This window comes from Gimesia chilikensis (assembly GCF_008329715.1).
GTDB classification, from domain to species: domain Bacteria; phylum Planctomycetota; class Planctomycetia; order Planctomycetales; family Planctomycetaceae; genus Gimesia; species Gimesia chilikensis.
In genome coordinates this window covers 55,145-79,723 of sequence record NZ_VTSR01000010.1, presented here as the reverse complement: position 1 = coordinate 79,723, position 24,579 = coordinate 55,145, and the positions used below count along the sequence as shown (strand labels likewise).

Below are 24,579 nucleotides of genomic sequence, written 5' to 3'. Positions count from 1 at the left end.
GAATAAAGGGCACCGCTTCAATGGGGGAACGCAATTTCCACCTGTGGATTCTGAGACTTCAGATCGGCAAATGCGGGTTGCTTGAGATCGGTTTCGGTGGCATCAATGCGTTTCAGCTTATTCAGGCTGGTGAGTGTCGCCAGTACTTCCGGGCTGGTCTGGGCCGGAAGTTTGACTGCGATCACTTCGCCGGCGGAGTCGAGCACGATTTCAGCGCCACTGTCATTGAGTGTGGCGACCGCTTTCGCGACCTCTGCAGCAGGCTGGCCGGCAGCGGTATCAATTGTTTCAGAAGAACAGCCGGCAGCTGCGATCAATAAACAGAACAGGCCCGCGGTTTGAACAGCCGAGGCTCGGTAGGAGACGTTCATGGTAACAGTGGTCCAGAAAGAGAATGTGAGTGATCGCAGGACGACAGCGAACTGTCATCCTGCTGCTAGATTTCAGTTAGTCAGAACAGACGCCGATCAGAAATCGCCGATCGGGTTACCATCAGCACGACTGCCGAGGTACGAGTAAACGGTCTGGCTCATGTTTTCACTGAGGAAGCGAACGGAACCGTCGAGGAACAGGAACTGGGCGCCGCCGGTATGCAGGCTGCCGAAACAGACTTCGTTGGTTGTGTTCATGGGAACGCCGGTGCTGGCGACATACTCGGAGTATTCGCGGGGAGCACCATCCCAGCCGCCGATCGATGTTGAACCGATATAGAAGTGGTCTTTGAATGCATCGAAGTCGTTTACACATTCACCGGCAGCGATGGTATTCGAGGTCCCATCAGTGATATCGCGAATCCCGATGGAGCTGTTGAGAAAGAAGGTGCCGTCGGCGTCGGTGACATTCGCTTCACTGTCGGATCCCCGGGTTCCGGAGAAGCAGGCGAGATACGAAGTCGGTACGCGGGCGTCGATGCCGTCGTGATTACGATGTTTAACGGTAATATCCGACGGGCAGCGATAGACGCTGAGATACGTTGCACAGGCTTTCTCATTATCACCCGTGCCCCAGTCGGCGTTGAAGTCAATCATGTTGTAAACATTCGCCTGGTCGAGGCCGGGCAGAATGGAACCGCTCCAGCCCAGACCACCGTTGCCGGTGGATGTGTTGGCGACGACCAGATCGACATTGAACCCGGGAGGCAGGACGCGATAGGTGTCGTGATAGTTGTGCATCGCGAGACCGAGTTGCTTCAGATTGTTTTTGCATTCTGAGCGGCGGGCTGCTTCGCGGGCCTGCTGAACGGCGGGCAGTAACAGGGCGATCAGGATCGCGATGATGGCGATGACGACCAGCAGTTCGATCAGTGTGAAGCCACGTTTGACGGATTGCAGACGACAGGTTTTCATTGTTTACTCTTCTCACTTGGGATAAATAACAGAATCAGGTGAACCGGCAACAGGTTCCGGGTTAGTTCAAATTCAGATGACAAAAACAGATTCAGATACACATTCATTCCTCTGCTTCGACCAGAATGCGGATCTGATCGCGACCGATACCGCCGCCCCCGCGCAGACTCCAGGCGACGCTTAATTCCGTTCCATCGGGTGAGAGTTCGACTTTGTCTGAACGATCGATACAGCGGCCGCTCTGACCGAACTCAACGTTGTCGTAAGCCACATCCATGCGCCCCAGTGTCTTGTCGGTGGCATACAGTTCTTTTTCGGGTTTAATCGCTCCCAGTACGGACTGGTGAAAACGGACTGAGCCGCTGAGAGCCACGCGAGGATGATCGTTGCCCGCGGCATCTTGATGCGGGCCATCCAGGTGCAGCAGGAAAACGTTGACGCGGGTGCCGCGAGGGATCACAGTGCGTTCTTCCCGGGGATTGTCTCCGCTGCCTGTAACGGGGATTTTCCAGACAGTGACATCCTGTGGGAGTTCCAGATTCTTCTGTTCCAGAAACAGGGATAAGTTCGAGTCACTGGTGAAGTCGCCTGCACCAAGTCGCTGCGGCATTTCCTGGCGATATTCCAGCGATCCACTGAGTGATGCGATACGTGCCTGGAACTGCAGAGCCCGCGAAAAGCGATTTTCGTCTGAATTCAGCGAGATCGCCGCGGAGCCGTCTCCCGACATTTGAATTCCTTCACCGGCCGAGAGCAGATGTGGAGGCAGGTCTGACTGTTCGGTCTGAGTTTCTGCACAGACGACTTTGCCGTGAAAGACATGCGTTTCGGAAGCGCCGCTCTCCTCGACGCGGACTCCAAAGCGTGTCCCGAGGTCAACGACTCTTTGCGTGGGTGTTTCGACGACGAAGCCGACAGCACTGGCGACGATCTCGGCAGCCAGTGCGCCGCGGTGAAGTCGAATCCCGTTATGATGTAACAGTTCAAAGTCGGCAGGGCTTTCGAGGATCACTGTTGCTCCGGAGTTCATCTGCAGGCGGGCGACACCTTCCTGCAGGCGATAGCGCTGTCCGGTCAACAGGGGGGACTGTTCGGCAAGTATTTCGCTGGAGGAGATCAGGCGACCCTGTTCCATTTCCTGCAAGGTCGCGACTTGAGTCTGAGGGACCGGTTGCAGCGCGTAATAGCCGAAGTAAGCCATGACGGTAAACGGGAGCAGATAGCAGACCGTGAGCAGCAGATAATGAGAGATTGGTTTGCGTGTCCGTCTACGGCGCGGACGGGGAGCTTCCGGTTCTGGCAGTGGTGCGAGCAGATCGGGTTCGACCAGTGTGGGGAACTCTTCATCGAGAATCAGTTCGGCATGCATATCCATCAGGAAGACGTAGAGTTTCTGCGCTTCGGGGTCGTGGCGCAGGCGGTCCGCCAGTTCTCTGAGTTGTGCACTGCTGGCTGTCTCGTTCTGGACTTCATAAATCAGCTTGACCAGTGCTCTCTGTCTGCGGAACAAGCGTTTCATTCGTGTTCCTCCGCATTCATTTTGCGTTCGATGCAGTGGAACAGGACAGTGCGGATGCGATCCAGGTGCCGATAGATGGTGCTCAGGGGCTGGTCCATAATGCTGGCGGCCGTCTTCGCTCCATGCTCGGATTCATAGATCAGCTGCAGCAGGTAGAGATCTTTTTCAGGGAGCTGCCGTTTGCACTGTGCGAGAAAATCGCGTCTGATCTCCAGGAGTTCTTCACAGCGGGCATGCGTTGCAGCAAGCTGCGTCAGCAGTTGTTCGTCGAACAACGCGGCGAAGCGTTTTTTACGGTCCATGAGTCTCAAGACTTCAAAGCGAGCGATCCCGCAGGCCCAACGGGTGAAGCTGCCGGTGTTTTCATATTCTGTAAACTTGCGCCAGAGGACGAGGCTTGTTTCCTGCATGACTTCTTCGGCGTCATTGCGGCAGGGAATCAAAGTGAGGATGAACCGAAAGATGCGCGGGTACGCCTGGGCGTAGAGACGCATGAACTGTTCATCGTCGGCTGAGGAATGCTGCGGGGAGGACTCGGCAGCGTTCTCAGCGGATGCGTCCTGGTGGTGTGTGCGGGAGGTTGTAAAACTGCGGGTACGGTCCATGGGTCTGGTCGCGGATTTCAAATTCGAATCGAAACTCTGGCGGGTGTCGCCTGATGCTATGTCCCGCTGAGGGGGATAAAATTCTCAGGTGAATTTGAAATTTTCTTTTTCCGATTTCGCAAGGCGGGTAAGGCTGGAAGAGCGAGGCGAGTTTTTCGGCTGGACATCAGACAAAAAAGAGTGATAGCGGGACTCTAATCTGATTTTGAAAAATGAGAATCGTTACAGCAGGTTCATCGATTTGATAAATGAAAACTTCATGGTTTGCGCGCGGAATCTTCACAGAGGGGCGGTGAGAGCATGTCAATTTGTCAATCGCAGTGACCAGGCAGGACTTAAAGTGACTCGCTGTGAATTGATCAAAAGTCTGGTATGATAAATCACAGTATGTTGATGTGTGTTTCCGGTTCATTACCGATGAGGCGAGGCTGTCATGAGTGGAATTGTCGGTCATACGATGTACGCCATCCTGGGAGGGAAGGCGGCGGTTCAGAAACAGCTGCCGATGGCCTCTCTGATCCATCGGCACTATTCAAGTTACCTGGCCGGTGCCTATATGGGTTGCGACATTCAGATCATGCCGGAAGCGATCTGTGTGGATACGGGGGAAGAGGTCGGCTTCGGGACGGCTCCTCTGGAACGCAGTCCGTTGACCGGCGGTGAGGTTAAGCCGTGGACGTTGAAGTTTCAGGACAAGGAATATCGTCCGCGGGAAATACATCAGCTGTTCTATGGTCGCGCGCATGTGGTTTTCGGCTGGGTGCCTGCTGAGCGGAAGTTTACGGTGCCTTGGGATCATCTCCCTGATTATGCGGCCCGTGTGTTTCAGGATGCGCGGGATCTCTATGGTCCGGGGGATCGCCAGCTGGCGTATCTGTTTGGCTGGCTGGCTCATATTGTGGGTGACAGCCTGATCAAATCGGTGCAGCCGGGGATTACGTTGAATCTGCTAGACGGAAAGTATACGCCGGCAAATCGACCGATTCAGGATCTGGTAACGTTACACGAAGTTGGTCGCAAAGAACTGAAGCTGGACTGGGCGAGCCTGTTAGCGGATCTGGCACAGACTCCAGTCGAACCGGTTCAGCTGCACTACATGCGCGTTTCACAGCCTCGTGGTCTGCTGGGCACTGACTTTCCGGATGCGTGGGCACCACAGCACGAAGTTCTGTTACTGCGCGTGCTGGCGGAGAATCGTCGCTATCAGCAGATTCGAAATCCACGGTTGATGAAGCAGTATACTTTGAAGCAGCAGGGAACCCGCTGGGTGTGTGATGAAGAACTGAGCCGTCGAACGGGGGGACTCTCTTATACGGAAATGGTCGCGCTGGCAGAGAAGGCGAATCTGCGTCACGCATTGTGGGAGATGGGAGAAGCCGTCGCGAACTTATTTGCCCAGGTTGTTGAACGCGTGCCTTATCTGCAGAACCTGCCCGACACAAGGGTACCGGGATGGGAAGAGCTTACCGTCCGCTGGAAAGCCACTTAGCGGAACTTTGAACCGGCGCCGTTGCAAGCATTTTATTGCGTATCGGTTTTCTTCTTATTGGCTTCGTACTTGGCAATCCATTTTTCCGGATTGGCTTCAAAGGCTTTTCGGCAGCCGCTGCAGCAGACATAGTAGGACTTGCCCTGATAAGAGACCTGCGAGGTCCCCAGACCTCCTGAGATGATACAGGTTTTGGAACCGTAGTCCGAATCGCTTTTCGCAAACGAGGTTCCCTTGCGGCGGGTGTTAATGGTATCTACGCGTGCGTAGCTGTCGCCACGAAGATCGTAAAGTTCGAACATGTAGCGATCGTTGTTCTGCTGGTTCAGAATGATCTGGGCGTGTTTCTTTTCATCCGCCGGTTCGACCAGTGCCAGGCTGAGCTTATACGTGGAGTGCATGACGTTAGGATTATCGTCGCCGGGGATCTTGGTCAGGGGGACGGAGAATTCGCCTTCGTAAACTTTTTTCTGTCCGTCTTTGTCGGTAACCGTCAGCCGGTATTTCTGTTTGTCGGCCAGGTAGGTGAGCCGTGCGTTTTCATAATAACGACTTTTATCGGCCTGCATGACGAGCGCGGGTTGTGCAGGATTGCTCTGCAGGTCCCAGACCCAGTCGAGTGTTTCCACAGAACTGAATCCATCGAATTTTTTGAAGGTCGTGCCTCCCCATTCGCCGAGCATGATCTGCAGGGGCTTGAGTGCTTCGAGCACGTTGTCGAATTTCTGTTCTTCGGGAGCACCATCGGCAGAGGAGCCGCTGGCGGACTGGTTACCGCCGAGTGTCACGGGCTGGAACCGCCGGACCGGTTTTTTGGTTTTGGGTTCTGAAGGGGCAGCTTCCATATCCATGGCGCCGGCATCACCGAGATCGACCCCGCCGCCCAGATCGACGCTGACCTGTTCCGGTGTGTTTTGTGGCTGGTCAGAGGAACCGCAGCCGACACTGAAGATCAGAGTGAGGGTCATCAGACAGCCGGTGCAGAGGGGACGCAAAGACATAAAACAGAACTCCCGAACTTGAAAGCAGAATGCGGATCAACGTGCGTCGAGTTTCACTGGTGAAACTGAAGCGTTTTATCTGTGAGACCAGTATAACAGTCTGTTCACGATTCTGTCACTCTGAATTCAGTTCTGATTTTTTTTGTCATTCGGGCAGAGGTCCTTTGTGTCTGGTCAGAATCGAGAGTACAATCGTTCGCTCAAACGCTCATTTAATAAAGAAACGTTTAAAAGTGAGGGCCGTGCAATGACCGCACCAGTGAACGACACAGAGTCCATGGAAGTCGACCCTGTCTTTTTAAACTCCAGGCGTGAGGCCTGGATTATCCTGGGATTATGGGTTGTCGCGTTGCTGTGGGCCGTGCCTTACTGTTACCTGAACGGGTTTCAGTCGGGGCTGGATCCTGAAGCGGTTGAGACGACAATGGGAATACCCAGCTGGGTGTTCTGGGGGATTGCATTTCCCTGGGTCTTAGCTGACCTGTTTACAATCTGGTTCTGCCTGTTTTATATGAAAGAAGACGACCTCGGAGTAGCTCACGAAGGTGAAGATCTCGCAGAAGAAATAGCAGAGATGCACGCAGCACAAGATGATGCAACTACCGGGGGGAATGAGTCTTGAAAGTCTTACTAGCTACCAGTCAGAGTCTACCATTACTGTTTGCAGCAGATGAAACCGGCCCCGATGCGGCGCTGATTTCCTTTATGATTTATACGGTTGCAGTTTTCGTACTCGCGGCCCTCTCCAACCAGCTGCTCAAGAGCAAAAGCTTCCTGAGTGAATACTTCCTGGGAAGTCGTGGCCTGGGGGTCTGGGCCTTCGCTTTGACCTTTGCTGCCACCAGTAGTTCCGGTGGAAGTTTTACCGGGTTTCCTTCCAAGATTTATTCACACGGCTGGATTCTCGCCTTGTGGATCGGCAGTTACATGGTCGTCCCGATCTGTACGATGGGTTTGATCGGGAAACGATTGAACCAGATTGCACGGCGCTCCGGTTCGATTACGGTTCCCGACGTGATTCGCGACCGTTTTCACAGTCCCATTCTGGGTTTGATGGCCGTCTCGCTGATCGTGTTCTTCATGTCGTTTAACCTGGTGGCCCAGTTCAAAGCGGGCAGCCTGATTCTGCAGACACTGCTCGATGGTGTTGCTGTCTTTGAGAGCACGGCTGACGGCCTGGCACAGGCTGTCTCGGGTATCCCATTTCTCTCTGATGGTGTGAGTCCGGAATACCTGCTCTGCCTGTTGGTGTTTGGTATCGCCGTGATTGTTTATACAACGTATGGTGGTTTCCATGCGGTGGTCTGGACCGACGTAATGCAGGGTATCGTGATGGTGATCGGTGTGATCATCATGCTCCCCCTGGCAATTTCACAGGCGGGCGGACTGGAGAACACCACCAAGCTGATGGCGAAAATGACGCCTCCCCGATATTCCGCTGCAGACAAGGGGGGGATCACCCTAACCCTGGAGGAACCTGCTGCAGAGGACATGCGAATTGAGGTTGGCACCTGGATCACAGACAAGCCGATTGAAAGTTCGAAAGTCCCCCTGTTGTTCCGGGTGACCGCTGCTTCAGAAATTCCAGCTGGCAAAACCACCGTAGATGAGGTGAAAGTGATTCAGCTGACCACGCTGGAAGATATCAATCGCATTCTGAAACGGAAAGAAGAGGAGAATTTCCTCAGTGGGGTGAGTGTCTCCAACATCGATCTGGTGCAGTATGCCTATGGAGAGGAAGCAAGTCAGCAGGGAGCTTATGTTGTCGGCCCGGGGCCCAGCCCTGCCAGTAACAATGGGTTTCTACCTTTGAGCCTGGCGATCTCGTTCTTCTTCATGTGGGCGATTTCCGGTACGGGGCAGCCTGCGAATATGGTGCGTCTGATGGCGTTCCGCGATACGAAAACGCTGCAGCGTTCGATTTGTACCGTGGCCATTTACTATACCCTGATTTACTTCCCACTGGTGGTGATTTTCTGTTGTGCCCGGGTTATTTTGCCGGGGATGGAAGGCGAATCCGACCGCATCATGCCGGCGATGGCCGTCTATCTGACGGAGAACATCGGCATGGGCTGGCTGGCTGGTCTGCTGGTGGCGGCACCGTTTGCCGCTGTGATGTCGACCGTAGACAGCTTTCTGTTGCTGATTTCCTCTGCCTGGGTCCGCGACGTGTATCAGCGGAATATCAATCCCGAAGCCAGCGAGAAGACAATTAAAATGCTGAGTTATCTGGCGACCTTTGTCGTTGGTACCGCAGCGATGATTGTCGCGATCAATCCACCTCAGTTCCTGCAGGACATTATTGTGTATGTGGGGAGTGGACTGGCGGCAAGCTTCCTGGCACCAATCGTCTATGCTCTGTACTGGCGACGTGTGAATGCCGCTGGTGCGATGGGGGCGATGGTGGGCGGTTTCGGACTGCATCTGGCGATGTATGTGACCGGATACTTCGAGAACGGTAGCTTTTTCAAGCCATATCAGTTGTTCGATTTCGATCCGATCATTGTCGGTCTGTTTGGTTCGTTCATCTGTGGATTCATTGTCACGAAGCTGACTGCACCTCCGCCACAGGAACTGGTGCATAAGTTTTTCTATAAAGAGAAAGCCGGTTCCTGAGCCGACTTTGTTCAACGGGTTTCTGACTCTTTTGAGGATCATGCTATGGAATATATCGACGCACATTCGCATGTCTGGACTCCTGACGTCAAAAAATACCCCCTGGCGCCCGGGTATAAGGTCGCGGATATGCAGCCTCCCAGTTTTACCGCGGAAGAGCTGCAGGCTGAGATGATGCCGGTCGGTGTGAACCGGGTCGTGCTGATCCAGATGTCCTTCTATGGTTTTGACAACAGCTACATGCTGGATTGCATGGCCAAGTATCCGGGAATGTTTTCCGGTGTGGCTGTGATCGACCAGAAGGGGGACAACCCGACGCCGAAGATGCTGGACCTCAAGAAAAAGGGAGTCCGAGGCTTCCGGATTGCACCGAAGACGAAGAAGGTCGACGAGTGGCTGGACGGTGCGTGCATGGAAGAGATGTGGACGACCGGTGCAAAAGAAGGCATGGCCATGTGCTGCCTGATGAATCCCAACGGGCTGCCCGCACTGGATAAAATGTGTCAAAAGCATCGCGACACGACCGTGGTAATCGACCACCTGGCACGGATCGGCGTGACGGGCAAGATTGAGCCTGAAGAAGTCGACGCGTTGTGTAAGATGGCCAAGCATCCCAACGTTTATGTCAAAGTTTCTGCCTTTTATGCCCTGGGCAAGAAGCAGATGCCCTACCATGATCTGGCGCCACTCATTAAAAAGGTGTATCAGGCCTTTGGTGCCAAACGCCTGATGTGGGCTACCGACTGCCCTTACCAGGTGCAGGGACCTCATACTTACAAGGCGTCAATCGATCTGATCAAGAACGGACTGCCGTTCCTGTCGGATGACGACAAATCATGGATTCTGGAAAAGACGGCTGAACATGTCTTTTTCCAGGGCATTTAACAGAAACGTGAATCGGGTTTGCTCATGGATGCATGCTATCAGATAGAGGATACCAGTCAGATTATCTCTCCCGGGATGATCATTTTTAAAGATCTTGTGGAAGAGAATTTAAAGCAGATGATCGCACTGGTGGGGAATCCCGACCGGCTGCGGCCGCATTGCAAGACCCATAAGATGCGGGAAGTCATCGAGCTGGAACTCTCGCTGGGCATCAAGAAGCACAAGGCGGCGACCTTTGCTGAAGCGGAGATGCTGGCCGAGACCGGCGTCAAAGACATCTGCCTGGCATACAACCTGGTAGGACCGAATATCGCGCGGGCCATTGAGTTTCGGAAACGCTGGCCTGATGTGGCGCTACAGGTTACCGCCGATCATCCTGCCCCCATCGAACAACTGGGAACCGCGATGACCGAAGCGGGACTCGAAATCGAAGTTCTGCTCGATCTGAATACCGGGCAGAACCGGACCGGGATTGTACCCGGAGACGCAGCGGTAGAACTTTACCAGTTGATTGCGAATACCCCCGGTCTGATTCCCGCGGGCCTGCATGTTTATGACGGTCAGAATCATCAGGTCGATTTCCATGAGCGAGAAGTCGCCGTCAAAGAGGTCTGGCATCATGTTTCCAAACTGCGTGATCAACTGCTGCTCGAAGGATTGAAAGTCCCCCGGATTGTCGCGGGGGCGACCGGTTCATTTCCGATCTTCGCCAGCATTGATGATCCCGCGATTGAAGTCTGTCCCGGAACCTGTGTCTTTCACGACGTCGGGTACGGCGAACTCTTTCCTGATCTGAAATTCAAACCGGCGGCAATGGTTCTGACACGCGTGATCAGTCGGCCTGGCCCTGACCGGGTGACGTTTGACCTGGGTTATAAAGCGATTGCTTCGGATCCCGCGATGGAAGGCCGCTGTCGGTTCCCCGATTTGCCCGATGCCAAACCGGTACTGCAGAATGAAGAGCACCTGGTTGTATTGAGTGAGCGGGCAGGGGAGTTTCAGCCGGGCGACGAACTGCTGGCCATTCCCCGACACGTCTGTCCGACCTCGGCTTTGCACAAATCGGTAACGGTTGTCAGCGGCGGTAAAGTGGTCGGTCAGTGGAATGTGGCTGCCCGGGATCGCTTCATCACTGTTTAAGATGCACTGAGATCGTGCTTTCTTGCAAACGAATCTATACCCCTGGAGGCGAACCGCCTCTGCCTGTCAACGAGTCGAATTATGTCTGAACTGCGCCAACAAACGGGAATTCCGGAACTGGATGAAATGCTGTCGGGGGGATTATTGCCCGGAAAGCTGACAGTGGTTCTGGGGGCGACCGGCATTGGAAAAACGCAACTGGGGCTGCAGTATGCCCAGGCAGGACTCGCCCAGGAAGGGGAGACAGGCATTCTGTTCGATATGGCGACCCGCGGCGATTCACAGAGTCACGAGGATTATGCAGAGCGTCTGTTTCAATGGAAACTGCGGGAGCAACTCGTGGATGAGGTTTTCGACCTGGAACAGATCTGGGAACGGGAACAGGCGCGTAAAGATTATCAGCATCTTTTCCGCCAGAGTGGCCGCCGGGTGACCCGCCGGGATATGGAACTGGATGAGTGGAAGGAATGGAAGCTGGAATTTGTTAAAAAGCTGGATGCGGCAATCGCCTATTTCTATGCCAATTTTGTGCATGGTGTCCGGCGTACGGTGATTGACGGGATTGAACCGAGCGAGCGGCCCAGTGATTCTTTTCAGTTCCATGCCTTCGAATATGTCTATCATCAGATATTGCGCAAAGAATATGACTGGGTGGCCCGCGATCTGTTTCGGGCACAGTTTCGCAGTCAGCAGGAGCGGATTGAAGCACATCGTTACGACTGCCAGCAGATCGGCTGCCTGTTGCTGCTAACCACGCATGAGGTAATGCTGGACGATCTGATTCAGCGTCCCATCGAAAGTGGTGACGTCCTGTCCAATGCCAATACGATCATCCTGATGGGAAAGATCCGGGAAGGCAACCGGATGAGCCGGGCATTACACATTGCGAAACATCGTGGCAGTGCCGTCGATGAATCCCTGGTCCCTTACGAAATCAGGGAAACCGGCCTGGAGCTGATGCGCTGAAGCCAGGCGGCCGGAAATTCGGACCTTGAGGAGGGATTTCTCTGGACTGAAGGTTCTGGCTATTCTCATTATAAAAGCGCTGACCGTTACGACTGGAAGAGTCCCTGCCGAGAATCCAAAAATCGGTTCGTACGCTCCAGTTTCTGCCGTTCCCTGCTGCTCTCAAAGATAGATTTTCGACGAGGTTCCCCTCAAGGGGCAGAACATATATAGAGAGCCTGAGAACAGAGAGAAGGACGGTCATGTTAGTTGATAATTGTTTAGACCCGGGCGATCTTGCAGACGCCTTTGTTCAACGTCTGGATCGATTACATTCCGCACCCAAGGTCGCACAGCAGGTGCTGCAGCTGACCCGCGATCCGGAGAGCCGGATCGATGATATTGTAAACTGTATCGAACACGATCCGGGACTGGCTGCCAAAATTCTACAGGTAGTCAATTCAGCCAAGTACGGTGTTTCGCGTCGGATTACGAGCATCAAGCATGCTGTCTCCTACCTGGGAAAAGATGCGATCCGGATGCTGACGGTCAGTTTTTCCATGGTGGAGTCACTGACCAAACGGAGTAAGGGGCGAATCTTCGCCGATTACTGGCAGCGTGCATTGACGATTGCCTCGATTTCGTCTCATCTGGCAGATCATCATAAATGTCTTAAAAAAGATGAAACCTACACAGCTGGACTGCTGGCGGATGTGGGGATTCTCGTGTTTTCTCAGGTTGAGCGGGAACAATACAGCCTGATCTACGAAAGCTATCCGCACGGCGAAGCCCTGGTCAAAGGCGAACGTCAGTTCTTCGGATTTGACCATGCTCTGTTGGGCGCACGCCTGATGGATTTCTGGGATCTCCCACACGAAATGGTCGTGGCGATTGAACATCACCATGATACCGGTCAGCACGGTTGTCCATTGGGAATGGCGCTCCGGACAGGAAGTCTATTAGCTGGCTCCTTATGGAACCGGAATTCAGAGGAATTCGCCGAAGCGGAAGATCTGCTGATCTCTTTCTTTGACTTTGAAGAACCACAAATCGAACAGATGATCGAAGAATGCCGGGCAGATATTGCTGAAAGTGCCGAGTTCTTCGGTGTGAATCTCGAAGGCTGAATGCACTGAAAACTGTGTGCCTTCAGTTCTGATTCGATCTTGAAATAATAAAGCCCCGCACGCTGAAAAACGTGCGGGGCTTTTTATATCGCTGATTATACCAAGATTGATAGAAGGCTATTTACGTCTGCCTTTGGGATTGTTCTCTGCCTGGTATGTTTCCTGGATCACCTGCAGCAGCTCTGTCTGCGTGTAGATCATGTCTGTCGGCTGGTTGAAGCCTTTTCCGGTCTTGGTCTGGGAGAGGTATTTTCCCAGGTTCTTGCCCCCTTTGGTGGTGGTCATGTATTCAATCATCGTGTAACCGCCGGGGGAGTCGATGAACTCTTTGATCCTTCGTTTACCATACGGCATCTTCAGTAGATGATCGAGGCGATCGTAGCCGCCTGGCATCTTCGCGATTTTACGCATGAATTTGACGCCTTTGGGAGTACTCAGCTGCGAAGCAAGAAAATCGCTGTTGGTATGCATCCGACTCAGAATCGCTTTTTCCGCTTTGACTTTCCAGCCAGCCTGCTGCAGTTCCCGAAACAGAGGTTTGACGTCATTGCTGGTCAGCAGATCACCGGACTCATACCCTTTGCGATTTGTGAAATACTCCCGGGCAATGCTCATGACTTCTGAGAGCTCAGGAAGTTTTTTGGGGGGCATGGCGTCGTCAGGAATCACTTCGGGCAGTGCAGTTCCCCTTGGGGGGTCTGCAGCCTGGAGTGTGGGTGGAATGCACAGGCCTGCTAATATGAGTGCGGTCAGGTAAGACCTTGGAATGAGTGGCATGGGACTTCCCCCCTGGGTAGTTGACTGAATAAGTGGTATTAAGCCTCTGATTGCGTTACCTGCATATATCGACCATTGGCCTGACTGGCTCGCAGTCAGGTTTGTGTAGCGATCTACTGCAAGTTTACCACACTGCTGCAAAATGCTTCACTTTTGTGCCAAATTAGTGAAGCATTTTGCGTGAATCTCAAGTCGTGTTAAACAGGGTGGAATAGGTTGTGTGTGTTGTGGCGACGCATCACACAGTAAACTTTAAGGGTTATGATAATTTTTTTAAAATTTTGGATTATTCCGCAAACTGGAACCCTGTTTGCTGCGTATAATTCCCAGAGATGGATGTAACTCTTTCACTCTACTGAGTAGGGCTTGGTTAGATTTATCAAAGGAATGAACTCAAGAAAGGAGTCCACTGATGTTAGTGCTCACGAGACGCAAGGATGAAGAGATTGTGATTAACGACAATATCTCGATCAAAGTGCTGTCAGTAAAGGGGAATCGAGTACGTCTGGGGGTGGAAGCACCTGACGACGTTCAGGTGAATCGCGCTGAAATTCGCAAGCTGGTCACCCAGTTTGAAGTTGAATGTGAGCCCCTGCAGAGCTGTGGTTTTTGATTGATCGCACTGATCGCTGATTGATCAGACACTGGTTGCTGAATAGCCACAGCGGTTGTTAATTGATCTGGCAGTGAATTTTGGACCTTCCAGGTCAGTTTGCGACGGACCGATGCTATTATTTTTCTCTCGTGGGAACAGCTTATTGCAGTTGTTTTCCATGTTCTCTATTTGCCTTGGTTTGTCAGCAACCAACTGATCATCATTACTGATCCGGCTCTAATAGCCAGACATTTATTACGACATGCCCACACATCCGTAAGCAGCAATTGCTTATGGATGTGAAAATAGGAAAAATAAACTCTTTTTTCCGATTGTATTAAAGATACCTGTTAGCGAGTTCCGATAGATAGACGGGGGGAAGTGTCTATCGAAACTCGTTGACATCGTCACTGTCTATTTGATTCAGGTAGCGGCGGTTCCTAACAGGTATCTAAATGATTTACGGCATGTACCTCTCAGCACAAGGCGCTGATGCAAATTCAGTGCGAATGGATGTGCTGGCTAACAATATGGCGAATGCGAACACGACTTCATTCAAGCGTGATATACCCATTTTTCGCATGAACCCGCCTGCCGACGAGAAACAGGCTCCCCTGGCGCCTCTTCCCGGAGATCTGCAAAACCACAGCGGTGGTATCACTCTGGAAGGGATGACGACCAATTTCGAAAACGGGGCCATGATCTCGACCGAAAGCGATTTTGACCTGGCATTGAAGGGCCAGGGATTCTTCCAGGTCGGCAATTCTCAAAACTCCTATCTGACTCGCAACGGATCCCTTTCTCTGGACAGTAAGCGCCGCGTTGTGACTGCCGATCAGGGGCTGCCTCTGCTGAATACCAACGGTCAGGAAATCACACTGCCCGTCGATGCCGTTCGCATGGAAATTTCTCCCGATGGTCTGGTGACTCCCTTTGACGCTCAGGGACAGGCGCTGGGAACCCGGGGACAGATTGCGATCGTGATGCCATCGTCGCTCAACGAACTCGTCAAAATGGGAAACAGCCTCTACACCACTGAAGGTCGTGTTTCCGAGGCCAAAGGGCCGGTCACGATCGAGCAGGGGTTTCTGGAAGCGTCCGGCACCAACTCCATCGAGGAGATGATGGAACTGGTGACGTCTACGCGGATGTTCGAGTCTAACATCAACATGATCAAACTCCAGGATGACTCACTCGGCCGTCTGATACAAAGCATGCCCCGCAGATAGAAATCAAACAATCAAAGACAGTTTTAGATCTGTAATCCGTTACAGAGCTTGAGGAAGTAAGGAGACAACCGATGGCAATCAGAGCCCTGTATTCCAGTGCGACGGGAATGGCAGCGAACAGCTTCAATCTCGATACCATTGCCAACAATCTGGCCAACGCGGGTACCACTGCCTACAAGCAGAACCGCGCGAATTTCGAAGACATCTTCTACGAGCATTTCAAGCTGCCCGGTGTGCAGGACAACCAGGGAAACATCACTCCCACCGGCACCGACCTTGGTATTGGTGTGCGCGTTCAGAGCACCGAAGGTGATTTTAGTCAGGGATCAATCGTGCCTTCGAACGGAACTTATGACCTGGCCATCGTGGGAGACGGCTTCTTCCAGGTGAATGATGGCACGCAGGATCTCTACACGCGGGCCGGAAACTTCACACTCAACGCAAACGGTAACCTGGTGATGGCCTCCGCGGACAAGGGTTATCTTCTGCAGCCGAACATTTCGATTCCCCAGGATGCGATTAATGTGACGATTTCCGGAGACGGTGTCGTGAGTTATCAGCAGCAGGGATCTACACAGATTCAGATCGCCGGCAACATTCAGATCGCCCGCTTCATCAATAATCAGGGGCTGCTGCGTCAGGGAGACAACCTGTATACGGAAACGACCGGCTCCGGTAACGCACAGATTGGTAACCCGGGGACAGAAGGACGCGGCCAGTTACGACAGGGTTTCCTGGAACAGTCGAATGTGGAACCCGTACGGGAACTGGTCGAACTGATTAAAACACAGCGCAACTTTGAGTTGAACAGTCAGGTAGTACAGGCAGCGGATCAGACACTGCAGACCGTCACAAATCTGCGTCGTTTCTAAGCTGACTCTCTGACCGACTAACCATAGAAATTTGAAAACTGTAATGAATCGTATCTGGGCCAAATCCGTTTTAAGTCTGTTGCTGACAGCCTGCTGTCTGAGCCACACGTATGACGTGCGGGCTGAGATTCTGCGGCTGAAGTCGACCGCGGTCGTGAATTCGTCCGTGGTACGTCTGGGCGATGTGGCTGACGTGCTGAACGCGGATGAGGCGGAAGCCGCCCGTATGCAGGCGATGATTCTACAACCTGCTCCGGGGCAGGGACGCACCCAGGTCATCACGGTTTCACAAATCCGCAGTCGCCTGCAGGCACTGGGCGTTGACTTGAGTCAGCTTGAGTTAACAGGACGCAGCCAGATCCGTGTCAGTTCAGAAAGCCCGCGGGAAGAGCCCCAGGTTAAGAAGGTCGCGACACAGCAGGAGTTGCAGCAGACTGAAGAAAAAGTCCAGCAGGCACTCCAGAACTGGATCAGCCGGACTGCTCCCCAGTCCAGCCATTTTACGGTCTCGGTTCGATTGCAGCCGGCAGACGTGCCTGTGGTGCGTGAAACCCGGGCCGATGGCTTCTACTTTTCACAGCTGGATCTGAATCGTCAGACCGAGCAACCTGTTCTGCTGCAGTTGAAAGATGCTCAGGGAATGGTCCGACAGGTGCGTGTTATTTGTCAGATCCAACGAGTGCCGGAAATTCTGGCAGCCAAATACACATTAAATCGGGGTACAGTGGTTCGCGCCGACGACCTGGTCTGGATGCGACCCGAAAAAGATCAGAAAGGGATCAGCGATCCGCGGCAGGTAATTGGCCGCGAACTGACCCGCACTGTCTATCAGACGCAGCCGATGCGGACCGAAGACCTGATCGAAGTCCCCCTGGTACGCGATGGCGCGATCGTAACCGTGTATGCCCGACGGGGCGGCATTTCTGTCCGCCGCGAAATGCGGGCACGCGGTGATGGTTCCATGGGAGATCAGATCACACTGATCGCTCTGGAAGGCCGCGATCGTTTGACGGCGACGGTGACCGGTTACAACCAGACCGAAGTGAACTACCGTCCGTCCAGCCAGATGTCACAGTCGACGGGAATCCAGTTCATCTCCGGTACGACCGAGTCAGCTGGTCCCTCGCGAGGCGGTCAGGTGCAGACCGTATACGAAATTCAAAGAGGGGGGAGGTCCAAGTGAAGTCACTCAGAGGAATCAGTGTGCGAACCTGCCAGCGAAGAAGAAAGCTGGCAGTATTACGGGAGGCGATTTCCCTGGGATGTATCGTATTGCTTTGTTCGAGCGTCGTGCGGGCACAGGGTCCAGCTGTGCAGAACACCGCGCAGGCCAATCAGAGCACTGCAATACGATCCACCCAGGGTACTTCCGAACTGAGTAACCTCGAAGCGTTACGACAGAAGGCAGACAAACCCGTCACGCCGCCGGAGCGTCTGGCCGCCCGTATGAATCAGTTTGAATACTCATCCGAGGCGATGGAAGTGACCGAGTCCCTGGCGAATACATTCGGGCAAGGAGACCTGTACACACCTTCGCCCAAGCCGCCACTGCTTCGTGATTATTCGCTGATCTACGTACCCGCGCCTGAACCGATCGTAGTCAAGGTGCATGACATCATCACGATTATGGTGGATGAAAAATCAAGCGTGACCATCGATTCCCGTTTTAACCGGAACCGTACCGAAACACTGAAAGCAGAACTCAAAGAGTTCATGCGGATTGATAACGCCGGAAACCTGGCACCCGCTGCCTTGAACAGTCCCAAGATTGACACGCAGCTGCAGGGACGCCTGCAGAGTACTGGTCAGGTGGCGGACCGCGAAGGGATTCAGTACCGCATCGCCGCGACCGTGGTTGATATTCGCCCGAATGGTAACCTGATTCTGGAAGCCCGCAAGAGCATTCGCAGTAATCGGGATGTCTGGGAATACCGGCTGACGGGAGAGATTCGCAGTAAGGATGTCAATCGCGACAATACGGCATTGAGTGAAAACATTGCCAACCTGGATATCGTCAAGCACCAGCGCGGGAAAGTTTACCAGAGTACGAAGCGTCCCTGGGGCGTGGTGTTGTACGACTGGTTCTTCCCGTTTTAATTTTGAGTCTTATTGTTAAACGAATACGGAAATTCATCATGTCTGCCCGGTTCTCCCAATCTGTTATCGTCTGTCTGCTGTTCCTCGGAATGCTGACCTGTTCGCAACAGGAACTGCAGGCACGTACGCGCGTGGAGAATATCTGCAGCGTGTATGGCATGCGGGAGATTAAGCTCACAGGCATGGGACTGGTGGTCGGGCTCGACGGGACCGGTGATGGTCCCAAGAATCTGCCGACGATCCGCAGCCTGGCAGCGGCACTCAAGCACTTGAACAATCCGGTGGTCGATCTCAAGGATCTGGCAGCCGCGAATAACGTGGCACTGGTCATGATTGAAGCCACGATTCCCGCCAGTGGCATTCGGAAAGGGCAAAAGCTGGACTGTTTCGTCAGTTCCATGCTGGGAGCCAAAAGTCTGCGGGGCGGTCGTCTGCTGGTCGCACCAGTGGCGACACCGGAAATCGGTAACGAAGTGTTCGCCGGTCTCTGTTCCGGAGCTGTGATTCTGGAAGACGAACTTTCTCTGGCAACCGGGAAGATTATCAACGGCCTGGTGATGGAGCGGGACTTCGAACTGTCATTTATCGATCGTCGGACCCGTTCGATTACGCTGCTCGTCGATAAGCGTCATGCCGGCTTCCACACTGCCAGTGAAGTTGCCCGTGTCATCAACGCGGAATTCAGTTTTGAAGCGGGGAACCGTCAACTGGCGATTGCCCAGGGACCGGGTCGGGTTTTCATTCGGATTCCCCGTCAGTATATCGAATCACCGGTCGAGTTTATTGCAGCTGTGATGGAGGTCGGCATCGATCGTCCGCACCAGCAGGCCCGGGTGGTGGTCAATCCTAAATCACAAACCGTTGTCGTCACCGGCGAAGTCGAAATCAGCCCGGTGGTGATCTCACATAAGAATCTGACCGTAGGCATTGGTAATCCGGCCGAGGGGGGGCTGCCGGGAGGCTTTGTGCCGGTTAATGGACAGCCAGGTCAGCAGAATACGCAACGACTGCAGGAGCTGGTCGAGGCGTTGAATCAGTTACGCGTGCCTACCGAAGATGTGATCAGCATTATCCGCGAGTTGCATCGTTCCGGAAAACTGCACGCGGAATATGACGAGCACTAAGAGTCCTGTCGTTCACTCAATCATTTTCACAAGGATCACCAGCCATGGCCCCCCTGTCTGGAATTCAAAACAACATTCAACAGAGTACCCTGCTGACACCTGTCAGCCAGGCACCGTCGGAATTACAGCAGCCCGGGCAGAGTTCGCCGGAGCTGAAGGAAGCGTTCCAGAAGTTCGTTGCGGGTACCTTCTATCAGCAGATGTTCAAAGCGCTGCGTTCTGCCCAGGGAAAGCCGGCTTATTTTCACGGTGGCCAGGCGGAAGAGATGTTTCAGTCTCAACTGGACCAGCAGATTTCTGAAGACCTGGCTTCTCAGGAAGGAAATGCGTTTTCAGACACATTGTTCTCATCATTTTCACGCCAGTTGAATGCGCAGTCGATGAAATCGATCAATGCGGCATCCGGCGTAACACTATAAAAGAACAGTCTTTATACCTGACGAGGGGATTCTGAATAAAACAGACGCGAGAGATAGAGCGATTGTGCCGATTATAACGATAGGCGATTTTCACCGTCCGAGGGGCGGATTATGTAAACCGGGAGAAAGGGGGCTCCCATGCATGCAGCACCAACTGCGCCGGTACCGGCGCAACATCAACAGCTATTGGGTAAACTGACCGGGATCCTGAATGATCTCGAACCCATTCAAAAGAAACTGCTTGAACTCTATGAGCAGAAGTCACAGGCGCTGAAACAGGTCGATCCGGAACGGATTGAACAGCTGGCCGTGATCGAAGAGCAGCTCACCAATACGCTGCAGTTCATTCTGCTGAGACGACAGCAACTGCTGCAGACCGCGGAGCAACTCGGTCTGCCCGCCGGTTCCCTGCAGGAACTGCTGCCTGGTCTGGGACTGGGCATCGAGGTCTCCGAACCGATCGCGGAACGGATTGAAGTCGTGCAGCAGCGGTCGCAGAAGCTCAGGCATGAAAGCTGGGTCCAGTGGATTGTGGCCCAACGTTCGTTTCAGCATTACTCGCAGATCCTGGAACTGATTGCGCACGCAGGGAAAAAGACGCCGACGTACTCGGGCGGCCAGAATGAAAATGGTTCAGGGGGGGCGATCTTTGACGCATCGGCCTGATTGCGGCTGCCCTTCACGGGCGGAGCAGGGCGATGGTTTAAGAACGCATTTATCATTACGGACATACTGCCATGGGACTTAATGCAGCATTATCAATGGCCAAGCAATCGATGGAGGTATTCAGTACCGGCATCCAGGTTGCGGGCCAGAATATCGCCAATGCGGGCACTCCCGGCTACATCCGTGAGAATCTGGTTCTCAATCCGTCCGATCCCTATCGACAGGGAGCGTTGATCACCGGGACGGGTGTGGAGATCTCCGGGATTCAGCAGCAGATCGATCTGTTCCTGGAAACCCGCATTCACTCAGCGAACACCGAATATTCTTCTATCAACGAACGCGACACGATTTACAAGCAGCTGGAAAGCGAGCTGCGCGAGCTCTCAGGCGGCGACCTGTCGACCGGTCTGAATGATTTTCTGGCCAAGTTGAACAACGCGGTGAATCAGCCTGGCTCAATTCCGGACCGGGAATTTGTGCTCAGTGAAGCTCAGAAGTTTGCCTCCGAGATCAGTTCGCTAAGACTGCGGATCAACGATCTGCGCGAGACCCAGTCGGTCAACGTGGAAAACCTCGTGAAAGAGGCCAACGAGCTGATCGACAAGATCGTGGACCTGAATCCGAAGATTTCGAAGCTCGAAGCTTCCGGACTGCTGGAGAGTGATGCGGGCGCTCTGCGAACCGAGCGGTATAACGCGCTCAATCGACTTTCCGAACTGATCCCCGTGCGGTTTCGTGAACGCGCAGATGGTGCCATCGATGTGTTTACCGGTTCCGACTATCTGGTTCTGGCCGGCTCCTCTCAGAAGCTGACTGTTGAGACCGACACCGATAAAGGGGTTGTTGTCCAGGAAGTGTTTTTATCCCGGACTCATAGTAATATTTCCCGAACCGGGGGGGAGCTCAAGGGAATTATCGAAGGCCGCGATGACATCCTGGGGGGCTTTGTGGATCAGCTGGATACTTATGCGTCCAACCTGATCTTTGAGTTCAACAAGATCCATTCATCCGGAGAAGGGACTGCAGGCTTTGAGCAGTTGACCTCCGCGTCCGCAGCCCTGGATCCTTCCGCTAATCTGAGTTCGGCGCTTTCGGGTCTGCCGTTCCAGGCGAGTCATGGCAGCTTCCAGATTAAAGTCACAAATAAGACGACGGGAATTACCAATACCACAACGATCAATGTCGACCTGGACGGAATTGGGGCGGACACCACGTTAAACAGTCTGGCCAGTGCGCTGAACGGAGTGGCGAATCTGAATTCGAGTGTGTCGACCGATGGTCGGCTGAACCTTAGTGCCGACTCCGATTATGAGTTCCGCTTCTCCAACGATACCAGTGGGGCCCTCGCGGCCATCGGCATCAATACGCTGTTCACGGGATCCGATTCCAGTGATATCGGAATCAACTCGGTCGTGCGAGATAACCAGCAGTTCCTGGCACTGGGACAGGGGGGCGGCCCTTCAGATGGCAGCAACGCGGTGGCGCTGGCTGCCTTTTCGCAGCAGCCGATTGAGTCACTCGGGGGTATCACCCTCGACGAATATTACGATAAAGTGGTATCCAGCATCGCCCAGTCATCCGCTTCTGAGGGCGCGCTGGCTGAAGGCGCTCAGACATTCCGGGATTCGCTCCAGAGCCAGCGCGAACAGTTCTCCGGAGTGAGTATCGATGAAGAGACCATCAACGTCATGAAGTTCCAGCGTGCGTTTCAGTCTGCCGCCCGACTGGTCAGCACCATCGATGAACTCTTTACCATTTTATTACAGATTTAAACAGACACTTTACCCGTGGCGGATTGTCAGAATTGCGTCTCGGAAATGAATGACGGATGCCGTGAATTATGAATATCGGTCCTTTATTACCAGGTCGACAGCCTTCGACGATGCTCTCTGAGCGGTTGAAGACATCGTTGAACAGCAACGCCCGGGAACTGTCGAATCTCCAGCAGCAGGTGGCCACCGGACAGAAGTTTTCCCTGCTCAGTGAATCTCCTGCAGCGGCGCTGCGGACGATCATTCTCCAGTCCACACTCGAACGTCAGCTGCAGTACCAGACCAACATCAGCACCAACCAGAGCCTGCTCGCCATGAGTGAGACGGCGATGAACAGTGTGGGCGATGCACTGAATACCGCCAAGACGCTGGCACTGTCAGGAGTCGGTTCGACGGTCTCCGACTCAGAACGCGTGGCACTTGCCGATCAGGTGGCAGCGCTGCGGACACAGGTCATCAACGCAGGCAATACTACGTTTCGCGGCCAATACCTTTTTTCCGGCAGCCTGACCAATGTCGCCCCCTTCCAGGAACTGGCCGACGGGCAGGTGGTCTATAATGGGGACGGTCATCAGGTTCAGTCCTACATCGATACTCAGACCCTCCTCTCCAATAACTTCGACGGCATTTCCGCCTTTGCCGCCAGTAGCCCGGAAATCGGGAGTGACATCGATCCCGCCTTAACGTTACAGACCCGCATTGCAGACCTGCACAGCGGGCGGGGGGCCAAGCTGGGATCAATCTCAGTCACGCTGGATAACGGGACTCCCGAAACTCAGACGATTGACCTTTCCAGGGTAGAGACCATCCAGGATCTCAAAACCGTGCTGGAGAATGCATTTTCTGGTAGTCCGGTCACGCTGACGGTCGACATCGATCCATCCAGTCAGAACGGACTGCGGTTAACTCCCTCTGCGGGAACCGTGGCGGTTTCCAATGTCTCTGGTTCGAGTCTGGCGACGCAACTGGGGATTGCCAGTACCGCGGTAGCACAAATCAACGGAGGCGACCTCGATCCGGGGATCACCCTGCAGACCACGCTGGCTTCTCTGAACGGCGGTACCGGAATCGGCTCGACCGTCGGAACCGGACTTGTCATCAATAATGGAGGCGAGACCCACACAGTCGACCTGTCGACGGCGACCACGATTGAAGATGTCTTCAATCTGATTCGTACGGCTGATCCTAATCTCAATCTCGGAATTAATGAGGCCCGGAATGGACTGGCGATTTCAAGTCGCATCAGTGGTGCTGACTTCTCGATTGGTGAGAATAATGGCGGATCCAATGCTGCGGGACTGGGGATTGCTACCTTTTCTGCCAGTACGCCTCTCTCGGAACTGAATTACGGGCGGGGCGTCGATGTTAATTCTTCGAACAAGCTGCAGATTAATCGGCGTGATGGAAGTACCATTAACATCGATCTGAGCGGTGCGACGACCGTGCAGGACGTGCTGGATAAGATCAATGACTTTGAGACTTTCGACGGTACCACGCCGCTGGCGGATCTGAATCTGGGGCAGGGTGTACCAGTCGGGGCGACCACTCTGGATATTACCCGACGAGATGGTTCCGTGGCGAATGTGAGTCTGGCCGGCGATGCGACCGTGCAGGATGTGCTGGATTCGATCAACGCCGTGGATCCGGGAAATCTGGTCGCGAGCATCGACCCGGATACGAATGCGATTCGCATTACCGATAATTCGGGGACCGGGCCGTTGAGTATCGCCAGTAATGCGGTTTCCGATGCCCTGGGACTGGTGGTCAGTGAGACCGGGACCGATAACAGCGTACCGTTACAGGGGAATTTCATTCCCATCAAATTGCAGGCCACTCTGAATACGACGGGGAACGGCATTACCATTTACGATGCTTCAGGCACCGGACCGTTGGAAATTCCGCCGATTGAACTCGCATATGCGTTGGGGATCGATGGTACCGAATCAGGTAGTGACCCGCTGGTGGGGTTGCAGGGGAAAGAACCCAACCCGAAAGAAGCGACGGGGGTGATTAATCTGCTGTCTCGCCTGGAAACGGCGTTGCGCAACAATGACAGTCAGGGTATTGAGCGGATCGGAGTGAAACTGGATGCCGAAATCAATCGCGTGAATGGCGTGCGATCGGAGATCGGGAACCGGTTGAGTATTCTCGAAGACGCCAGTGGTCGACTGCAGGATCAGGAAGTGCAGATCAGGGAAGCCATTTCCCGGGATTTTGATACCGACCTGACGGAAGTGATTGTTGAGATCACCCAGCGCCAGACGGCCTTTCAGGCAAATCTTCAGGTAACCTCGCAGGCCTTGCAGCTGACGCTGCTCTCCTACCTCTGATCAGGGCTGACGAGACACGGATTTG

At 53.8% G+C, this 24,579-nt stretch carries 23 protein-coding genes; 17 read left to right on the top strand and 6 right to left on the bottom strand.

The window, feature by feature from the left end:
- Positions 1–17: 17 nt before the first annotated feature.
- The 4 genes from FYZ48_RS15425 to FYZ48_RS15410 all read right to left on the bottom strand — a co-directional run bounded on the left by FYZ48_RS15425 (position 18) and on the right by FYZ48_RS15410 (position 3,470).
- Positions 18–371, bottom strand: coding sequence for a hypothetical protein (locus tag FYZ48_RS15425; protein WP_149341867.1), 354 nt, complete (start codon positions 369–371; stop codon positions 18–20).
- 96 nt (positions 372–467) lie between these two features.
- The gene (locus tag FYZ48_RS15420; protein WP_149341865.1) at positions 468–1,346 is read right to left on the bottom strand and encodes a DUF1559 domain-containing protein; all 879 of its coding nucleotides are present in this window, start codon (positions 1,344–1,346) and stop codon (positions 468–470) included.
- Between the two features lie 103 nt (positions 1,347–1,449).
- Positions 1,450–2,865: a FecR domain-containing protein gene (locus FYZ48_RS15415; RefSeq protein WP_149341863.1), complete on the bottom strand. Its 1,416-nt coding sequence runs from the start codon at positions 2,863–2,865 to the stop codon at positions 1,450–1,452.
- Entirely contained in the window at positions 2,862–3,470 is a 609-nt protein-coding gene (locus tag FYZ48_RS15410) for a sigma-70 family RNA polymerase sigma factor (RefSeq protein WP_149341860.1), read from the bottom strand. The genes FYZ48_RS15415 and FYZ48_RS15410 overlap by 4 nt, the downstream gene beginning before the upstream one ends.
- Before the next feature lie 433 nt (positions 3,471–3,903).
- Here FYZ48_RS15410 and FYZ48_RS15405 point away from each other — a divergent pair, with 433 nt between their 5' ends.
- Positions 3,904–4,959 carry a hypothetical protein gene (locus FYZ48_RS15405; protein WP_149341858.1) on the top strand — a complete coding sequence of 352 codons (1,056 nt, stop codon included), beginning with the start codon at positions 3,904–3,906 and terminating at the stop codon, positions 4,957–4,959.
- A gap of 32 nt (positions 4,960–4,991) precedes the next feature.
- On the opposite strand, the gene FYZ48_RS15400 is transcribed toward FYZ48_RS15405, so the two are convergent.
- Positions 4,992–5,960, bottom strand: coding sequence for a YHS domain-containing protein (locus FYZ48_RS15400; RefSeq protein WP_149341856.1), 969 nt, complete (start codon positions 5,958–5,960; stop codon positions 4,992–4,994).
- Between the two features lie 247 nt (positions 5,961–6,207).
- Between FYZ48_RS15400 and FYZ48_RS15395 the strand changes: the two genes are divergently transcribed.
- From FYZ48_RS15395 to FYZ48_RS15370, 6 genes are all read left to right on the top strand, one after another.
- Complete coding sequence (locus tag FYZ48_RS15395; protein ID WP_145036876.1) at positions 6,208–6,582, top strand: hypothetical protein; 375 nt, start codon at positions 6,208–6,210, stop codon at positions 6,580–6,582.
- A complete protein-coding gene (locus FYZ48_RS15390; RefSeq protein WP_149341854.1) occupies positions 6,579–8,576 on the top strand; it encodes a sodium:solute symporter family transporter in 1,998 nt (665 codons plus the stop codon). The genes FYZ48_RS15395 and FYZ48_RS15390 overlap by 4 nt, the downstream gene beginning before the upstream one ends.
- Positions 8,577–8,621: 45 nt before the next feature.
- Positions 8,622–9,461, top strand: a complete 840-nt coding sequence (locus tag FYZ48_RS15385) for an amidohydrolase family protein (RefSeq protein WP_145439101.1) — start codon at positions 8,622–8,624, stop codon at positions 9,459–9,461.
- A gap of 24 nt (positions 9,462–9,485) precedes the next feature.
- The gene (locus FYZ48_RS15380; protein ID WP_149341851.1) at positions 9,486–10,601 is read left to right on the top strand and encodes a D-TA family PLP-dependent enzyme; all 1,116 of its coding nucleotides are present in this window, start codon (positions 9,486–9,488) and stop codon (positions 10,599–10,601) included.
- Positions 10,602–10,682: 81 nt separating this feature from the next.
- Positions 10,683–11,567, top strand: a complete 885-nt coding sequence (locus FYZ48_RS15375) for an RAD55 family ATPase (RefSeq protein WP_149341849.1) — start codon at positions 10,683–10,685, stop codon at positions 11,565–11,567.
- Positions 11,568–11,809: 242 nt separating this feature from the next.
- Entirely contained in the window at positions 11,810–12,673 is an 864-nt protein-coding gene (locus tag FYZ48_RS15370) for an HDOD domain-containing protein (RefSeq protein WP_149341846.1), read from the top strand.
- 117 nt (positions 12,674–12,790) lie between these two features.
- On the opposite strand, the gene FYZ48_RS15365 is transcribed toward FYZ48_RS15370, so the two are convergent.
- Positions 12,791–13,450 carry a hypothetical protein gene (locus FYZ48_RS15365; protein ID WP_149341844.1) on the bottom strand — a complete coding sequence of 220 codons (660 nt, stop codon included), beginning with the start codon at positions 13,448–13,450 and terminating at the stop codon, positions 12,791–12,793.
- A gap of 412 nt (positions 13,451–13,862) precedes the next feature.
- On the opposite strand from FYZ48_RS15365, the gene csrA reads away from it, so the two are divergent.
- From csrA to flgL, 10 genes are all read left to right on the top strand, one after another.
- Complete coding sequence (csrA, locus tag FYZ48_RS15360) at positions 13,863–14,063, top strand: carbon storage regulator CsrA (RefSeq protein WP_149341842.1); 201 nt, start codon at positions 13,863–13,865, stop codon at positions 14,061–14,063.
- A gap of 437 nt (positions 14,064–14,500) precedes the next feature.
- The gene (locus FYZ48_RS15355; protein WP_145036892.1) at positions 14,501–15,274 is read left to right on the top strand and encodes a flagellar hook-basal body protein; all 774 of its coding nucleotides are present in this window, start codon (positions 14,501–14,503) and stop codon (positions 15,272–15,274) included.
- Positions 15,275–15,345: 71 nt separating this feature from the next.
- The gene (flgG, locus tag FYZ48_RS15350) at positions 15,346–16,146 is read left to right on the top strand and encodes a flagellar basal-body rod protein FlgG (RefSeq protein WP_145180993.1); all 801 of its coding nucleotides are present in this window, start codon (positions 15,346–15,348) and stop codon (positions 16,144–16,146) included.
- 43 nt (positions 16,147–16,189) lie between these two features.
- On the top strand, positions 16,190–17,329 hold the full coding sequence (gene flgA / locus FYZ48_RS15345; protein WP_149341840.1) for a flagellar basal body P-ring formation chaperone FlgA: 1,140 nt from the start codon (positions 16,190–16,192) through the stop codon (positions 17,327–17,329).
- Positions 17,326–18,243, top strand: a complete 918-nt coding sequence (locus FYZ48_RS15340; protein ID WP_149341838.1) for a flagellar basal body L-ring protein FlgH — start codon at positions 17,326–17,328, stop codon at positions 18,241–18,243. The genes flgA and FYZ48_RS15340 overlap by 4 nt, the downstream gene beginning before the upstream one ends.
- Before the next feature lie 38 nt (positions 18,244–18,281).
- Positions 18,282–19,367, top strand: a complete 1,086-nt coding sequence (locus tag FYZ48_RS15335) for a flagellar basal body P-ring protein FlgI (RefSeq protein WP_149341836.1) — start codon at positions 18,282–18,284, stop codon at positions 19,365–19,367.
- A gap of 44 nt (positions 19,368–19,411) precedes the next feature.
- Positions 19,412–19,786, top strand: coding sequence for a rod-binding protein (locus tag FYZ48_RS15330; protein WP_149341834.1), 375 nt, complete (start codon positions 19,412–19,414; stop codon positions 19,784–19,786).
- A gap of 138 nt (positions 19,787–19,924) precedes the next feature.
- Positions 19,925–20,452, top strand: a complete 528-nt coding sequence (flgN, locus tag FYZ48_RS15325) for a flagellar export chaperone FlgN (protein WP_145036904.1) — start codon at positions 19,925–19,927, stop codon at positions 20,450–20,452.
- 95 nt (positions 20,453–20,547) lie between these two features.
- Positions 20,548–22,224 carry a flagellar hook-associated protein FlgK gene (gene flgK, locus FYZ48_RS15320; protein ID WP_149341832.1) on the top strand — a complete coding sequence of 559 codons (1,677 nt, stop codon included), beginning with the start codon at positions 20,548–20,550 and terminating at the stop codon, positions 22,222–22,224.
- 68 nt (positions 22,225–22,292) lie between these two features.
- Positions 22,293–24,554 carry a flagellar hook-associated protein FlgL gene (gene flgL / locus FYZ48_RS15315; RefSeq protein WP_149341830.1) on the top strand — a complete coding sequence of 754 codons (2,262 nt, stop codon included), beginning with the start codon at positions 22,293–22,295 and terminating at the stop codon, positions 24,552–24,554.
- Positions 24,555–24,579: the final 25 nt, after the last annotated feature.